The sequence below is a fragment of the Lysinibacillus sp. NPDC096212 genome (assembly GCF_044763105.1).
Classification (GTDB): domain Bacteria; phylum Bacillota; class Bacilli; order Bacillales_A; family Planococcaceae; genus Lysinibacillus.
The window spans coordinates 31,178-45,843 of sequence record NZ_JBIWFQ010000032.1; the positions used below are offsets into that span (position 1 = coordinate 31,178).

General features: G+C 37.3%; 17 protein-coding genes. 7 read left to right on the forward strand and 10 right to left on the reverse strand.

The genetic code is table 11. From position 1 onward, the window contains the following. Positions 1-12: 12 nt before the first annotated feature. Both ACIQ7T_RS23490 and ACIQ7T_RS23495 read right to left on the reverse strand, forming a co-directional pair. Positions 13-213: a cold-shock protein gene (locus tag ACIQ7T_RS23490; protein ID WP_049667605.1), complete on the reverse strand. Its 201-nt coding sequence runs from the start codon at positions 211-213 to the stop codon at positions 13-15. 533 nt (positions 214-746) lie between these two features. Next, positions 747-1,670 carry a substrate-binding domain-containing protein gene (locus tag ACIQ7T_RS23495; protein ID WP_370075479.1) on the reverse strand — a complete coding sequence of 308 codons (924 nt, stop codon included), beginning with the start codon at positions 1,668-1,670 and terminating at the stop codon, positions 747-749. Positions 1,671-1,817: 147 nt separating this feature from the next. On the opposite strand from ACIQ7T_RS23495, the gene ACIQ7T_RS23500 reads away from it, so the two are divergent. The 3 genes from ACIQ7T_RS23500 (at position 1,818) to modB (ending at position 3,552) form a co-directional block, all read left to right on the forward strand. After that, on the forward strand, positions 1,818-1,988 hold the full coding sequence (locus ACIQ7T_RS23500; protein ID WP_402873987.1) for a hypothetical protein: 171 nt from the start codon (positions 1,818-1,820) through the stop codon (positions 1,986-1,988). A gap of 118 nt (positions 1,989-2,106) precedes the next feature. Next, on the forward strand, positions 2,107-2,892 hold the full coding sequence (modA, locus tag ACIQ7T_RS23505) for a molybdate ABC transporter substrate-binding protein (protein ID WP_370075481.1): 786 nt from the start codon (positions 2,107-2,109) through the stop codon (positions 2,890-2,892). A gap of 3 nt (positions 2,893-2,895) precedes the next feature. After that, a complete protein-coding gene (gene modB / locus ACIQ7T_RS23510) occupies positions 2,896-3,552 on the forward strand; it encodes a molybdate ABC transporter permease subunit (RefSeq protein ID WP_402873990.1) in 657 nt (218 codons plus the stop codon). Positions 3,553-3,644: 92 nt separating this feature from the next. Here the strand turns inward: modB and moaD are convergent, their stop codons facing one another. From moaD to ACIQ7T_RS23535, 5 genes are read right to left on the reverse strand one after another with little or no spacing between them, the layout of a single operon-like run. After that, positions 3,645-3,878, reverse strand: a complete 234-nt coding sequence (gene moaD / locus ACIQ7T_RS23515) for a molybdopterin converting factor subunit 1 (protein ID WP_402873993.1) — start codon at positions 3,876-3,878, stop codon at positions 3,645-3,647. Next, a complete protein-coding gene (locus tag ACIQ7T_RS23520; RefSeq protein WP_402873996.1) occupies positions 3,871-4,350 on the reverse strand; it encodes a molybdenum cofactor biosynthesis protein MoaE in 480 nt (159 codons plus the stop codon). The genes moaD and ACIQ7T_RS23520 overlap by 8 nt, the downstream gene beginning before the upstream one ends. After that, the gene (mobB, locus tag ACIQ7T_RS23525; protein WP_402873998.1) at positions 4,347-4,865 is read right to left on the reverse strand and encodes a molybdopterin-guanine dinucleotide biosynthesis protein B; all 519 of its coding nucleotides are present in this window, start codon (positions 4,863-4,865) and stop codon (positions 4,347-4,349) included. The genes ACIQ7T_RS23520 and mobB overlap by 4 nt, the downstream gene beginning before the upstream one ends. Further along, a complete protein-coding gene (locus ACIQ7T_RS23530; RefSeq protein ID WP_402874001.1) occupies positions 4,832-6,124 on the reverse strand; it encodes a molybdopterin molybdotransferase MoeA in 1,293 nt (430 codons plus the stop codon). The genes mobB and ACIQ7T_RS23530 overlap by 34 nt, the downstream gene beginning before the upstream one ends. 14 nt (positions 6,125-6,138) lie before the next feature. Next, positions 6,139-7,155 carry a thiazole biosynthesis adenylyltransferase ThiF gene (locus tag ACIQ7T_RS23535; protein WP_402874085.1) on the reverse strand — a complete coding sequence of 339 codons (1,017 nt, stop codon included), beginning with the start codon at positions 7,153-7,155 and terminating at the stop codon, positions 6,139-6,141. A 120-nt stretch (positions 7,156-7,275) separates the two neighbouring features. Here ACIQ7T_RS23535 and ACIQ7T_RS23540 point away from each other — a divergent pair, with 120 nt between their 5' ends. From ACIQ7T_RS23540 to moaC, 3 genes are read left to right on the forward strand one after another with little or no spacing between them, the layout of a single operon-like run. Then, a complete protein-coding gene (locus ACIQ7T_RS23540; protein ID WP_402874004.1) occupies positions 7,276-7,770 on the forward strand; it encodes a MogA/MoaB family molybdenum cofactor biosynthesis protein in 495 nt (164 codons plus the stop codon). Further along, positions 7,767-8,360 carry a molybdenum cofactor guanylyltransferase gene (locus ACIQ7T_RS23545; RefSeq protein ID WP_402874006.1) on the forward strand — a complete coding sequence of 198 codons (594 nt, stop codon included), beginning with the start codon at positions 7,767-7,769 and terminating at the stop codon, positions 8,358-8,360. The genes ACIQ7T_RS23540 and ACIQ7T_RS23545 overlap by 4 nt, the downstream gene beginning before the upstream one ends. After that, positions 8,353-8,835, forward strand: coding sequence for a cyclic pyranopterin monophosphate synthase MoaC (moaC, locus tag ACIQ7T_RS23550; protein WP_370075498.1), 483 nt, complete (start codon positions 8,353-8,355; stop codon positions 8,833-8,835). Before ACIQ7T_RS23545 ends, moaC begins: the two co-directional genes overlap by 8 nt. An 83-nt stretch (positions 8,836-8,918) precedes the next feature. On the opposite strand, the gene moaA is transcribed toward moaC, so the two are convergent. Genes moaA through ACIQ7T_RS23565 form a run of 3 tightly spaced genes read right to left on the reverse strand, consistent with a single transcriptional unit; the run spans position 8,919 to position 11,117 of the window. Beyond that, a complete protein-coding gene (moaA, locus tag ACIQ7T_RS23555; protein ID WP_402874088.1) occupies positions 8,919-9,935 on the reverse strand; it encodes a GTP 3',8-cyclase MoaA in 1,017 nt (338 codons plus the stop codon). A 24-nt stretch (positions 9,936-9,959) separates the two neighbouring features. After that, a complete protein-coding gene (gene fdhD, locus ACIQ7T_RS23560; protein WP_370075500.1) occupies positions 9,960-10,757 on the reverse strand; it encodes a formate dehydrogenase accessory sulfurtransferase FdhD in 798 nt (265 codons plus the stop codon). Positions 10,758-10,769: 12 nt separating this feature from the next. Continuing rightward, a complete protein-coding gene (locus tag ACIQ7T_RS23565) occupies positions 10,770-11,117 on the reverse strand; it encodes a Na-translocating system protein MpsC family protein (protein WP_049667590.1) in 348 nt (115 codons plus the stop codon). A gap of 615 nt (positions 11,118-11,732) precedes the next feature. On the opposite strand from ACIQ7T_RS23565, the gene fdhF reads away from it, so the two are divergent. After that, a complete protein-coding gene (gene fdhF, locus ACIQ7T_RS23570; RefSeq protein WP_402874010.1) occupies positions 11,733-14,666 on the forward strand; it encodes a formate dehydrogenase subunit alpha in 2,934 nt (977 codons plus the stop codon).

Consider the following 14,666-nt stretch of genomic DNA (forward strand, 5'->3'; position numbering starts at 1 on the left):
ACATCATTAAAATTAAAGTTTTACGATGTTTGTAGCTTGAGGTCCACGTTGGCCTTCTTCTACTGAGAACTCAACTTTTTGACCTTCTTCAAGTGTTTTGAAACCGTCACCTTGGATAGCTGAGAAGTGAGCGAAAACGTCATTTCCACCTTCTACTTCGATGAATCCAAAACCTTTTTCTGAGTTAAACCATTTTACTGTACCTTGTGCCATTTTGCATGACCTCCATTAATAATATTTAAGTAAAATCATTTTAATTCAAAAGAAAAAATCCACATATTACAAAAAGCATCAAACAAAACACGATTACTCTTTGTAATATGTGAATTTATTGTTCTCTTGAAAACGATTTTATTATACTTAATATATAAGAAAAAATCACATTTGTCTAGTGTAAAAGAAGATTTTCTAAAATTTAGTTTCTTATTTGCCCGCTTTGTTACAAAAATAAGTTCAACTATGAGGTATATTTAATCCTTTTTAGATCAATGTAATCCTTTAGCGGCGGATGTTTTTTGTGCGAAAGCGTAGCGGCAGCAACGTGTTCTGTCTGTGAGAAAGCGTAGCGTTCAGTAACAGCACGAGGTTGGTCACGAAGGTTTATCACAGGACGTGATGGTTTTAGCCTTCGTACCTCTATTGCTAATCCCCAAGGAGTCGCTCAGACTTCACTCCAATCAACCACTTCACGTTGCATTTATCGTATCTTCTGAAATGCCACCCTTATTTATAGTGCTAAAAGAAGTTTAAAGTGTTTCATATATAACTTGTCCCATTTGAGTGACGTCATAATCTCCTAGTGCGACTACTTCTGATTGGAAATCTGGTGAATTTAAAATCTCTTTTACCGATTCAACTAGCAGTTGGTTTTCGGGTGTTTTTAATAGGACAATATCATAACGTTCTCTAATAAGTGGTATAAAGTCAACCTCTATGAGTTTTGATATTTTTTCAATACCTATTCCAATGTCTGCATGCCCTTTTGCGACAGCAGAAGCTACATCTATATGGCTCATTTCTTCTTCGTTATACCCTTCAATTGAGGATGGAGATATGTGATGAATACGTAACTGTTCATCTAGGAAAGTACGAGCACCTGAGCCTTTTTCACGATTCATCAATTTTAGTGATTTAGTCTTAAAATCATCCATTGATTGAATTTGCAATGGGTTTCCTTTTTGAACATAAAAACCTGCACGGCGTGAAATTAGATTGAGAAGAATATAAGAGTGACTTACAAAAATCTTTTTCAAATAAGGTGTATTATATTCCTCTGTATCACCATCGTACAAATGTAAACTCGCAATATCACAATCTCCGTTATACAACGCCATAACACCATTAAAGCTACCTTCATGCGAGCGCAACACTTTATTAGATTGTTTTTTCTCTATATATTTCCCTAATAAGTCTAAGGCTAAATCTTGGCCGCTAATAATAATCTTTTTATTTTTTGTCGAAGGAGAAGTCGAGGCAGTAGATGCAGCAGGAGTTGCTCCTGTCTTGTTCTTTTGTATATATAATTGTAAATCGGTTTTATCCACACGCATTTGTCGACCTACACGAAAAATGGGTAAATCACCCTTTTTCACTAAATCGTAGATCGTTAATTTTGATACCTTTAATAATTGAGCCACCTCTTCAATCGTATAGGAATGTTCATGTGACATGTAAAAAATCTCCCCTTCTGCTTCTATTGATTCTATAGTAACGTAATTATAATATTTTTAGACCATCACCATAACGTGTGGTTGATTTCCGTTCCGACTGGGCGCTTTGTTGCTGTCGCACAGAGCAAAGCTTCCTGGGGGCGTCCGATGAGCCGCTTGGGCCAACACGATGTTGGTCACGAAGGCGTTATCACAGGACGTGATGGTTTTAGCCTTCGTTCCTCTATTGCTAATCCCCAAGGAGTCGCCCAGCCTCCACTCCAATCAACTTATTTACATAGTATACGTTTAACAAAACTCATCTACAACTTTTGGTGATGAACCATATTTTTTACATCTTGAAAGTTTCTAGCGATTTGGTATTTCTTTTTTAGACATAACTAATTATAATTAGTTATGTCTTGTTATAACGAGTTATAAAAGGAGTATAATCAAAGTGAAAAAGTATTATAGTTTAATAGCTTCATTGGTACTACTGATTGGTATTTTAGCAGGTTGTGGTAGCCAAGGGAGCAACAACAAAACAAACGAGTCTGTTGAATTAACAATTTCCGCAGCAGCTAGTTTACAAGATTCATTAGAAGAACTTCAAAAAGCCTATCAAAATGAACACGATAATATTAAAATCACATTTAACTTTGGTGGCTCTGGTGCTTTACAACAACAAATTGTAGAAGGTGCTCCTGTTGATCTTTTCTTTTCAGCAGCAGAAGATAAGTTTGATGAGTTAGTACAAAAAGGTTTAATCGACAAAAAACAAGGAACGGATCTTTTAGCGAACGAATTAGTATTAATCGTTCCTAAGAAAAATGAAAAACAGATTCAATCATTTGAAGACTTATCGAAAGTTGATAAGATTGCCATTGGTACACCTGAAACGGTCCCTGCTGGCAAGTACGGTATAGAAACACTGAGAAACATGAACCTTTGGGAAAATGTAGAATCGAAAGTAGTCTATACAAAAGACGTACGACAAGTTCTTACTTATACAGAAACTGAAAATGTTGATGCAGGTTTGGTTTATAAAACAGATGCCCTTGTGTCAGAAAAAGTCAATGTCGTTGCTACAGCCAAAGAAGATACACATACGCCTATTATTTATCCTGTAGGTGTTATCAAAGATAGTAAGCATGCGAAAGAAGCGGAAGATTTTTATCACTATTTACAAAGTGATCAAGCGATGAAAGTATTTAAAAAATACGGCTTTCAAGGAACTCATTAATAGATGAGTACTGATTTCTGGTCACCTCTTAAGCTTTCTATTGAGATAGCGCTTGTGTCAGGAATAATTGTGATAGTAGCAGGTATTCTTTTTGGTAAATGGATGGCAAAACGCAATTTCAAAGGAAAATTATTTCTAGAAACAGTGTTACTTTTACCATTAGTATTACCTCCTACTGTAATAGGATTTCTTCTCATTATTATTTTTGGCAAAAACAGTGTACTAGGTAACTTGATTACATGGCTTTTTAACCAACCCGTTATGTTCACTTGGTGGGCCGCAGTCATTGCCTCTACTGTTGTTGCATTTCCTTTAATGTATCAATCAGCTAAAACTGGCTTTGAATCTGTTGATGTGGACATTGAGAACGCTGCACGTGTTGATGGTGCTAACGAATGGCAAGTCTTTTTCTTTATTTCTATCCCTCTTGCATTAAAATCAATTGTCTCAGGTGGAATTTTAAGTTTCACACGAGCTTTAGGTGAATTTGGTGCAACCTTAATGTTTGCCGGTAACCTTCCAGGCAAAACGCAAACTACGCCACTTGCTATTTATATGGCGATTGGTTCAGGTAACATGTCGCTCGCTTGGTCATGGGTGATTTGTATGATAGGTATTTCCTTTCTTATGCTTCTGAGCGTTCATCTCATTAAGGCATAAGGTGAAACGGTCTTCCCCCTACTTTTACAGGGTAAATATAGTAAAAGATGTAGTCGGTGCAAAGTAAACTGTACCAACTACATCTTTTCTTTTTATCCTCCACTAATGGGTGGAATAAAGGCGATTGTATCCCCTTCTATTACAACTGTTACATCTGTTGCAAATTCCTCATTTACTGCCGTCATAACATGTTGTAAATTAACTTGTGGATATTGTATTTCCATCCATTCTTTAATTTGTCCAATTGTTCGGTCTGACAGGTCTACACATAATTTTGACTCACCGATTATTTCTTGTAAGTGAGCAAATAGTAATATGTTAATCACAAGATTCCTCCTCACTGATTGATGGATTTCCTTTTGGATAAGGGACATTTTCTAATTGATCACCAATCCATTCAGTGCCATCTTCCCAATACTCTTTTTTCCAAATAGGCACAATTTGTTTAATACGGTCAATCGCAAATTCATTGGCTTCATAGGCTATTTTACGATGTGGTGATGAAACCGCAATGACAACGGCAATATCCGAAATTCCCAAATGACCAACACGATGTGTAATGGCTACTTTCGCTTCTGGCCATCGCTCTTGTATTTCTTTAGATATTTGTTCGAACATTTTAATAGCCATAGATGGATAGGCCTGATATTCCAAATGTAGTGTTTTCTTGCCTTTCGTCATTTCACGTACTGTTCCGATGAAAACAGTGATTGCACCAGCATTTCGATCTGTTACTTTTTGTCTAACTTCTTCAACATCAATTGGTTTATCCATGATTTCAAACAACGATGTAGTCATGATTTTCTCCTCATTTCCTGCATAAGAACTTCCATATATTGCGCTTTTTCTTGAATTGAATAAGTTGGGTAATCTAACGGTTTCCTAAGTGGATATGTCGGCCAATAAAGAACACAGACGATATTGCCTACCTTTTCTAGCAAGGATTCATCTTCCTCCTGTCGCAAAAGAACAACCTTCGGATAGTCTTCATTTTTATAGCCTTCAATGAAAATAAGATCCATATTAAATGTTTCATAAATAGCTAGTATATCAGCAAGCTGAAAGTTACTTTGGTGAATGCTCATGCGCAAAGTACCTTCTCCCTCAACTGCTGTCACACTTGCGCCAGCCTTCTCATGACGAACACTATCTTTTGAACTTTCTATCATAGGGATACCACCATGTCCATGATGCTTGATTGTTCCTACACGAAAGCCTTCTGTAGTGGCTTGAGTAATGAGTTGTTCCATTAACGTTGTCTTCCCACTATTTTGATAGCCTACGATTTGTAAGATTTTTCGATGTTGCCCCATGGCCACTCACTTCCCTGCAAATCTTCTAATAATAAAACAACAACTTGCATTCCTTTTTCGTATCCACGTGATCCACCTGGTAATACAATAAAAGAATTGGCTTCTGCTAAGGAAGAAACGGCACTAGATTTATCGAACCCTGAAGGAACTGCAACTAAATGACCGTTTTCGTAAGACGCATTCGCACGCACAAAACGGGTAAACGGATTCGGTTTTTTAAAGTCCGCATTTAAAACAGCCTGCTCTCTACGTAAATGTGGTTGCTTATTACCAAAAGCTGAACGAATAATAGGTCGTGTAAATAATTCAAAACCAACATAACAAGCTGATGGATTACCTGAAAGTCCAAATAATAATTGACCATTTCGAGCCGCAACAGTTGTTACACTGCCTGGTCGCATTGCTACTTTATTAAAAAGTACTTGTGCGTCAATGGCTTCATAAATAGCAGGTAAGTAATCATAATCACCTACTGATACTCCTCCTGTTGTAATCAAAATGTCTACTTCCTGAAGAGCTTTTTCAACAGCTTGTATACATAAATTTAGATCATCGCTAAACTTACCAAAATATTTGACGGTTGCCCCAGCACGTTCAATTTGAGCCATTATCATATATGCATTGCTATTACGAATTTTCCCTGGCTGCAAAGCATCACTCGGTTCTAGTAATTCACTTCCTGTTGCAATTACGCCAACGATTGGTTTTCGAAAAACAGGTACTTGATCATAACCAAAAGTAGCAAGTAATGCGACAACACCTGGATTGATGTATTGTCCTTTTTCCATAAGAATTGCGCCTTTTTGAACGTCCTCTCCCTTATAGGAAATATTTGTTCCTGTTTCATAAGAGCGTTTAATCGACATATAAGATTGATTGTCTTCTTCAAATGTGTGCGTTAATTCTAGCATAACGACTGCATCACATCCGTTAGGGATAGGAGCTCCTGTCATAATGCGCACCGCTTCTTGATTACCTACTTCTCTCTCATATACATAGCCCGCGCCAATTTCCCCTACTACTTTAAAGGTTACTGGATTGTCCGAACTTGCCTCTTGACTATCAACCGAGCGAATAGCATAGCCATCATAAGGTGAACGATTAAAGGCTGGTACATCTTGGTCTGCAGCTACATCTTCTGCTAAAAAACGTCCATGTGCTTGCTGTAGTGAAACGACCTCTATTTTTTCTTGGAATGCAAACTCCATGACACGTTGAACAGCTTCTCCAACAGCAATTGGTTTTCTTTTTTCTAACATTTTAGAACACTCCTTTATCCGAATAAACGATAATAAATGGTTTTAGCTTTTTGTATATCTTGTACACCGTGAATGACAACTCGTCCATCTTGGAAAATCACTAGACGATAATCTTCTGCTTGGCAAGATAATAAATAGGGATTTTGCTGAATATCACCATAGGGACTAAGTTTGATAGCGAGCTGATCAAAATTATAGTGAATCGGTTTTGCTGGACGTATTTGAATAGCATCGCGACCACATAGTACATTTAACTTTGTTTGATTTTCATATGATAAATACGGATAGGTCGGATTTTTGCCACAGGATGGACAGTCATGATTGCGAATTTTTTCTACGTTTATTTCATAGTGTTGGTTTTGCCAAACATCAAAAGTTAAATAACTTTTTCGTAATGCTTCTTCATCGCCTACTAAAAACTTTAATACCTCAGCTACTTGATAAGCTGCGACGATTTGAACAGTCGGACTTATAATTCCTACTGTATCGCATGTCATCCCTGTATTAGGCATCGCTGCTAGCAAACAATGTAAGCAAGGTGTTTTACCTGGCACAATCGTATAAGTAGCGCCATAACTACCAACACAAGAACCATAAACCCAAGGGATTTGATATTTTTGTGCAAGATCGTTCATCATAAAGCGAATATCGAAGTTGTCCGTTGCATCCAGCATAATATCTACATCTGCAAGCAGTGGGATTATTTGCTCTGTACACGCATCAAAAATATATTCGTTAATTTCTACCTCTGCGTTAATGCTTTGTAGTCGTTTTTTTGCAGCGATTACTTTAGGAACTTTTTCTTGCGCATCTCGTTCGGTATATAGTTGTTGTCTTTGTAAATTACTCCACTCTACATAATCACGATCAATAATCGTCAATTTTCCGACGCCTGCCCTTACAAGAGCCTCTGCGCTAGCACTGCCTAAAGCACCAACTCCTATCATCAGGACATGCTTTTCTTTTAGTAGTAGCTGCCCGTTTTCTCCGATTGGGCTGAATAATTGTTGTCTAGAATATCTATTATGCATAAACATTTTTGCCTTTCTTTCTATGAATTTTAGTTTGACCTTTTAATATATAGCTTTATAATAAAAGCAATGTTTTTCAGCAAAAACAAAAATCAACTCTTTAAAAGGAGGTCTTTTACCTTGCATCCCACACATAGTGAACTTCCTATACGAGCTGCCATTTTAACAGTAAGCGACACACGCACGAAGGCGGATGATCGTGGTGGTCAGCGTATTCAATCATTACTTCAAGAAGCTTCATTTGAATTAATAGACTACCAAATGTCAAAAGATGAACCTCTTGAAATCTCAAACCATGTACAAAAATGGTGCGATGATCAAACCATTAATACCATTATCGTAACAGGAGGAACAGGATTTACACCGAGAGACCAAACTTATGACACGATTCTCCCTCTTTTCGAAAAAGAAATGATGGGATTTGGTGAATTATTCCGAACACTCAGCTATGAAGAAATAGGCCCAAAAGCCATGTTTAGTCGTGCAACAGCGGGTAGTCGCGATAAAACAGCTATTTATGTACTACCAGGTTCCACTAATGCCGTGACACTTGCCATGACAAAACTGATTCTTCCTACTGTGCAACATTTTGTCGGTGAGTTGAATCGCATATGAAAACGGCTGGTGTTGTCTTAGCTGGCGGCCAATCTTCACGGTATGGTCAACCGAAAATGTTCGAATTTTTTGCTGGTCTACCTTTATATAAGCACAGTCTCATAGCCTTACAAAAAAATCAACTACAGCCTTTAATTATTGCTACAAATGCTAGCTTGCAATCAACGTTTGTAGAAGAAAATGTCCATTGGATCATTGAAGAACAGCCTCATCAAGGACCTCTGTTTGCCTTGCATAATATAATGACAAATTTTCCGGAAGTAGAGTGGTTTTTCGTAATAGCAAGTGATATGCCTTTTATTAATGCAGAATTTGTCCAAACTATGCTCACATTTATCGATGATCGTTATGATGCGATTGTTCCTAAACAAGCTTCAAGATTACAACCTCTTGCTGCTTTATATCGACGCAGTGCTTTGCCAATAGCACAGCAATTAGTCCAACAAAACAAGCGAAGTATGAAAGTCTTGTTAGAGCAACTTCAAGTATGTTATGTCCCATTTGAAGAAGAAAGCTCAACATTTATCAATATCAATTCTCAACAAGATTGGCTACAAACATTTGAAAGGAAGTCTAATAATAATGAGTAATTTTACACACTGGAATGAAGAAGGTCGCCCCAAAATGGTCGACATTTCAGATAAAACAATCACAAACCGTACAGCGATCGCTCGTAGTACAATCACGTTATCCGATGAAGTCTATCAAGCTATCCAACAGGGAGGCATTAAAAAAGGCGACCCTACGCAAGTGGCACAAATTGCTGGGATTATGGGCGCTAAAAAAACGGCTGATATTATCCCAATGTGCCATCCGATTATGTTACAAGGAACAGATCTTCAATTTGAATATACAAAAGCAGAGGATGGTTACGAACTACACATTCAAGCTACTGTAAAATGTAATGGTAAAACAGGCGTCGAAATGGAAGCACTAACCGCTGTATCCATTGCTGCACTGACTTTTTATGATATGTGTAAAGCCGTCGACAAATCTATGGTCATTAAAGAAACATACCTTGTTCAAAAAACAGGCGGAAAAAGTGGCGACTTTGTGCATAAATAAACAGAAAAAATCCGGCATTATTTTGCCGATTTTTTTCTGTCTTTTAACAAAAGTCACCAGCAACTAATACCACTCTATTTCGTCTACCCACCGATATGTGACATTTCAATTTTTGAGTTTTTCCTTTTTTCCATTGTCTGTTCATTTCGTTCATCGGAATAGCGATCTTCTCTATTTTCCCAAACATTCGAAATGCATTGGGTGATGGTTTCATCATCTTCCCCAGACCTTAACAAATCTCGGAGATTCGTTCCCTCTGTTGCAAATAAACACGTATATAATGTGCCTTCTGCCGAAATACGAGCACGCGAACAAGTGGAGCAGAAAGAATCTGTTACAGATGATATCACGCCAATTTCACCCTGAGCATCCTCATATTGATAACGCGTAGCCACTTCCCCTTTATAATTAGGGTCAACAAGATGCAAAGGGGAAAATTGGTTGACCTGGTCAGTGATTTCTTTCTTCGACACAACCTCATCCAGTCGCCAACCATTCGAATTACCGACATCCATATATTCAATAAAGCGCAGAATATGCTGTTTCTCTTTAAAATACTCTGCCATTGAAATGATATCTTGCTCATTTTTTCCTTTTTGAACGACCATATTGATCTTCACTTGTAAACCCGCTTCTGCCGCTTTTTCTATACCTTCTAATACCGTTTTCACTTTTCCTCGATGGCCATTCATCTCGAAAAAACGTTCTTCATTTAGAGAATCTAGGCTAACAGCTACTCGTGATAAACCTGCTCTCGCCAATTCATTGGCATATTTTTTCAACAATGTGCCATTGGTCGTTAAGGCAATATCTTCTACGCCATCTATGCGATGTATACGTTCAATTAATGTCGGCAGATCACGACGTAGTAAAGGCTCACCACCAGTAATGCGTACTTTTTTCACACCTAATGAAACGAAAATCTTTACTAATCGCTCGATTTCTTCAAAACTCAATATTTTATCGGACGGTAAAAAAGCATAATCTGGACCAAATACTTCTGCAGGCATGCAATATTGACAACGAAAATTACAACGATCTGTCACGGATATCCTTAAATCTCTTAATGGTCTGTATAGTTGGTCTTGTAGACTAGTAATTTTAATCTCTTCCTTTCATTTTGATCAATTTCTAGGTAAGTGAATACGTTCTTTGTGTGTATAAATATTAAGTGCATTTTGACGAATAAAGCCTACCGTCGTAATACCAAGTTGCTCTGCCAATTGCAATGCTAATTCTGTTGGAGCCGATTTGGACAGCACAATTTCACAGCCAATTTTCGATACTTTAAGTAAAATTTCAGATGAAATCCTTCCGCTAAATACGATAATTTTGTCCTGAATGCTAATTTTGTTTTTTAGGCAATAACCATAGATTTTATCTAAGGCATTATGGCGTCCAATATCCATTCTACTTAATAAAACACCATTCGCATCACATAACGCTGCATTATGAACACCACCAGTTTGCTTGAATGTTTCGGCCAAATCTTGCATATCGCGCATTAAACGAAAACAATCATCTGTTGTAATACGCACATGAATGCCTTCCATTTTTTTAGCTACTAATGCATCATTAGCAAAAACAAAACCTTGGCGGCTCATGCCACAACAAGAAGTAATGTAACGTTTATTTTGAATTTGTTGAAAGTAAGGATTCACACGCTTTGTTTTAACATGCACAAAACCTTCTTTTTCTTGGTGCCAAATCGCTTCAATATCTTCGTAATCGCGAATAATTCGTTCAGAAGCCAAGTATCCAATAACCATATCTTCTACATACTCTGGTGTGCAAACCATCGTCACGAATTCTTGCTCATTAATCTTTACTGTGACTGCATATTCTGTGACAACGGTATCTTCTATTTCTTTGATTTGATTACCTTCAACACGTATTATTTCTCTAGTTACTGCGCGTTCCATATGGCATCCCCTCTATTCACTAATATTATCTTCAAAAACAAAGACAGAAATAGCAAAATCTTCTTCAATTTTGATATCTGAAAATAAATGGAGTAACTTAGTACCCATCAATTCTTCCATGCCTTCTGGAGGTGATTTAGTATACAAATCTTGAATCATTCTTGTACGTGCAGCATGAACCATTTTTAACCCTTCAGGCGTACTCGCAATAAATTTTTCTGTCGGTGTGATATTACCATATAAAGTTGAGACAGCCATGTTCTCTACGAAAACAGTATGAATACGCTCTGGTCCTTTTCCAAATATATCTTTGCGTAGTTTTCGAATAATGTCGTTGAACTCATGCACTTTTTTTGACATTTTAACGATTCTCCCAACGTAATTAATCTTTTTTTCCTATGTTCATGGGGGTTACCCATACAGTTTGTTAATAATATAGCAACTTAAATAAAAATTAAAGAGAAAATATCCAATGATAATTATTATCAGTTAATAAATTTTATTATAATTATTGTCCATTTTGACTGAAAAGGCTATAATAATGGGTATTACATATGGAATGAAAGTATTTTGATTCCTATGTCATGGTTTCATACAACTAAGTTTGAACTATAGGCATGGTGGTTTTAATATTTATATTCTATAGTTATATTGAATAAAAAATAAAAGTTGATTGAATTTTTAGCAAGGCCTGTTAAGAATTTTATCCACCATGAATAAATAGCATGTTAGTACATGCCTTTTCATGGTGGATTTTTTTATTTTTGAGCAATATCAACATCGACAACTAATAATTAATGTTTCTTCATCTATGTTGGTGTAGAAATTGGACAAATTGGGAAATGACATTATAACAAGACAATTTTTTAAAAGTAACAAGACAATCAAAATAAAACTCGTAACTCTATTCCCGATTTATCCTAAGTATTAACCTGTTGTCAAATAAGTCTCAAAGAGCAAAAGGAGGAAAATACTTTGACTACAATTAAAATTAATGGCCAACCGTATGATGTAGCTGAGGGAGCTACAATACTTGATACCATTAATCAAAATGGCATCGCCCATCCACAAATTTGTCATGTACCATCTGTTGATCCTATCGAAACTTGTGATACATGTATCGTCGAAGTGAATGGACAATTAGTTCGCTCTTGTTCAACAAAAGCAGTAAACGGCATGGATATCCAACTTACTTCTGATAAAGCGAAAGCTGCACAAACAGAGGCGATGGATCGTCTACTAGAAAATCATTTACTGTACTGTACTGTTTGTGATAATAACAACGGAAATTGTACATTACACAACACAGCAGAATTAATGGAAATCGAACATCAAAAATATCCGTATCAACCAAAAGTCGAACCACACGAAGTAGACATGTCGCACCCGTTTTATCGATATGATCCAAACCAATGTATCGCATGTGGACAATGTGTAGAGGTTTGCCAAAACCTACAAGTTAATGAAACATTATCTCTTGACTGGGAAGCTGAAAGACCAAAAGTAGTTTGGGATGAAGGCGTTGCCATTAACGATTCTTCATGTGTAGGCTGTGGGCAATGTGTTACCGTTTGTCCATGTAACGCATTAATGGAAAAATCAATGCTTGGTGAAGCTGGCTTTATGACTGGGCTTAAACAAGAAACATTAGATCCGATGATTAGTTTAATTAAGGAAGTCGAGCCTGGCTATAGCGGTATCTTTGCTGTTTCTGAAGTCGAGGCTGCTATGCGTAGTAAACGTACGAAGAAAACAAAAACAGTTTGTACTTTCTGTGGTGTAGGTTGTTCGTTTGAAGTTTGGACAAAAGATCGCAAAATTTTAAAAGTACAACCTTCTGAAGGTCCTGTAAATGCTATTTCTACTTGTGTAAAAGGAAAATTCGGCTGGGACTTCATCAACTCTGAAGAACGAATTACAAAACCATTAATTCGTAAAAATGATGCATTTGTTGAATCTTCATGGGATGAAGCTCTTGACTTAATTGCTACTAAACTAGGTGGCATTCAAAAAGAACACGGTTCTGGTTCTGTCGGCTTTATTTCTTCTTCAAAAATTACAAACGAAGAAAACTACTTAATTCAAAAAATGGCACGTCAATTATTCGAAACAAACGATGTTGATAACTGCTCACGCTATTGTCAATCTCCAGCTACAGATGGCCTACTACGCACAGTTGGTATAGGTGGCGACGCTGGAACGATCAAAGATATCGCAAAAGCTGGCCTTGTTATTATTGTTGGGGCAAACCCTGCAGAAGGTCACCCTGTTTTAGCTACTCGTGTAAAACGTGCCCATAAGTTACACGGTCAAAAATTAATTGTTTCCGACATTCGTAAACATGAAATGGCTGAGCGTTCTGATATTTTCATGCGTCCAAAGCAAGGTACAGACCAAGTATGGTTAATGGCTGTTACAAAATACATGATCGATCAAGGTTGGCATGATGAAGCCTTCATTAAAGAGAACGTGCACTTCTTTGATGATTTTAAAGATGTACTTGAAACATACACACTAGAATATGCAGAAAAAGAAACGGGCATTTCAAAAGAAACTTTGATAAATGTTGCTGAAATGATTCGTGATGCTGACGGTACATGTGTACTTTGGGGTATGGGTGTTACACAAAATACAGGTGGCTCATATACATCAGCTGCAATTTCTAACCTACTTCTAGCTACTGGTAACTATCGTCGTCCAGGTGCAGGTGCCTACCCTCTTCGTGGTCACAACAATGTTCAAGGTGCTTGTGATATGGGTACACTACCAAATCTATTACCAGGTAATCAAAAAGTAATAGACGACGAAGCACGTAAGAAATTTGAAGAAGCATATGGTGTGAAAATCAAACCTGAACCAGGTCGTACGAATATGGCAATGTTAGATGCGATCATGGAAGGTAAAATGAAAGCAATGTATTTAGTTGGGGAAGATATGGCACTTGTAGATTGCGATGCTAACCATGTAGATAAAGTACTTTCACAATTAGACTTCTTTGTTGTACAAGATTGCTTCCTTTCACGTACAGCACAATATGCGGATGTTATTTTACCAGCAGCACCTTCTCTTGAAAAAGAAGGTACTTTCACGAATACAGAGCGTCGTGTACAACGACTATATCAAGTATTACCAACACTTGGTGAATCAAAAGCCGATTGGGAAATCCTTCAATTAGTAGCACGTCGCCTAGGTGCTGACTGGAATTACAGTCACCCAAGTGAAATCTTTGCTGAAATGGCTAGTCTTGCTCCATTCTTCTCGCAAGCGAACTATGATGTATTAGAAAATTGGGGTAGCTTCTGTTGGGGTAGCAATGATGGTAAAGACACACCTTTACTATATGAGGATGGCTTTAACTTCCCTGACAAAAAAGCTCGCTTTGCTTTAAATGATTGGATCAGACCGGTTGAATATGAAGCGCAATATGATTGCCATATTAACAACGGTCGTATGCTTGAACACTTCCATGAAGGTAATATGACAAATAAATCAAAAGGTATTCAATCCAAAGTACCTGAAATTTTTGTTGAAGTATCACCAGAACTAGCAAAAGAACGCGGCATTGAAGATGGAGCTCTTCTTCGTTTAGTGTCTCCTCAGGGCGCATTAAAATTAAATGCCCTAGTAACAGATCGTGTACAAGGAAATGAACTTTTCTTACCTATGAACTCTGTTAGCAAAGATTCAGCGATTAATTTCTTAACGGGGCCAGCTGGAGACATCAATACATCGACACCGGCGTACAAACAAACAAAAGTACGCGTAGAAGTATTGAAACAAAAAGGAAAATCTCCACTTCCTAGAACAAACCCGCGTTATAAAAAACGTCATCCACAAAATGGTGTTGAGGTACAACGTAAATGGAATCGTCCTGGTTACGTTCACTTAACAACTAACGAAAGGGAGTGA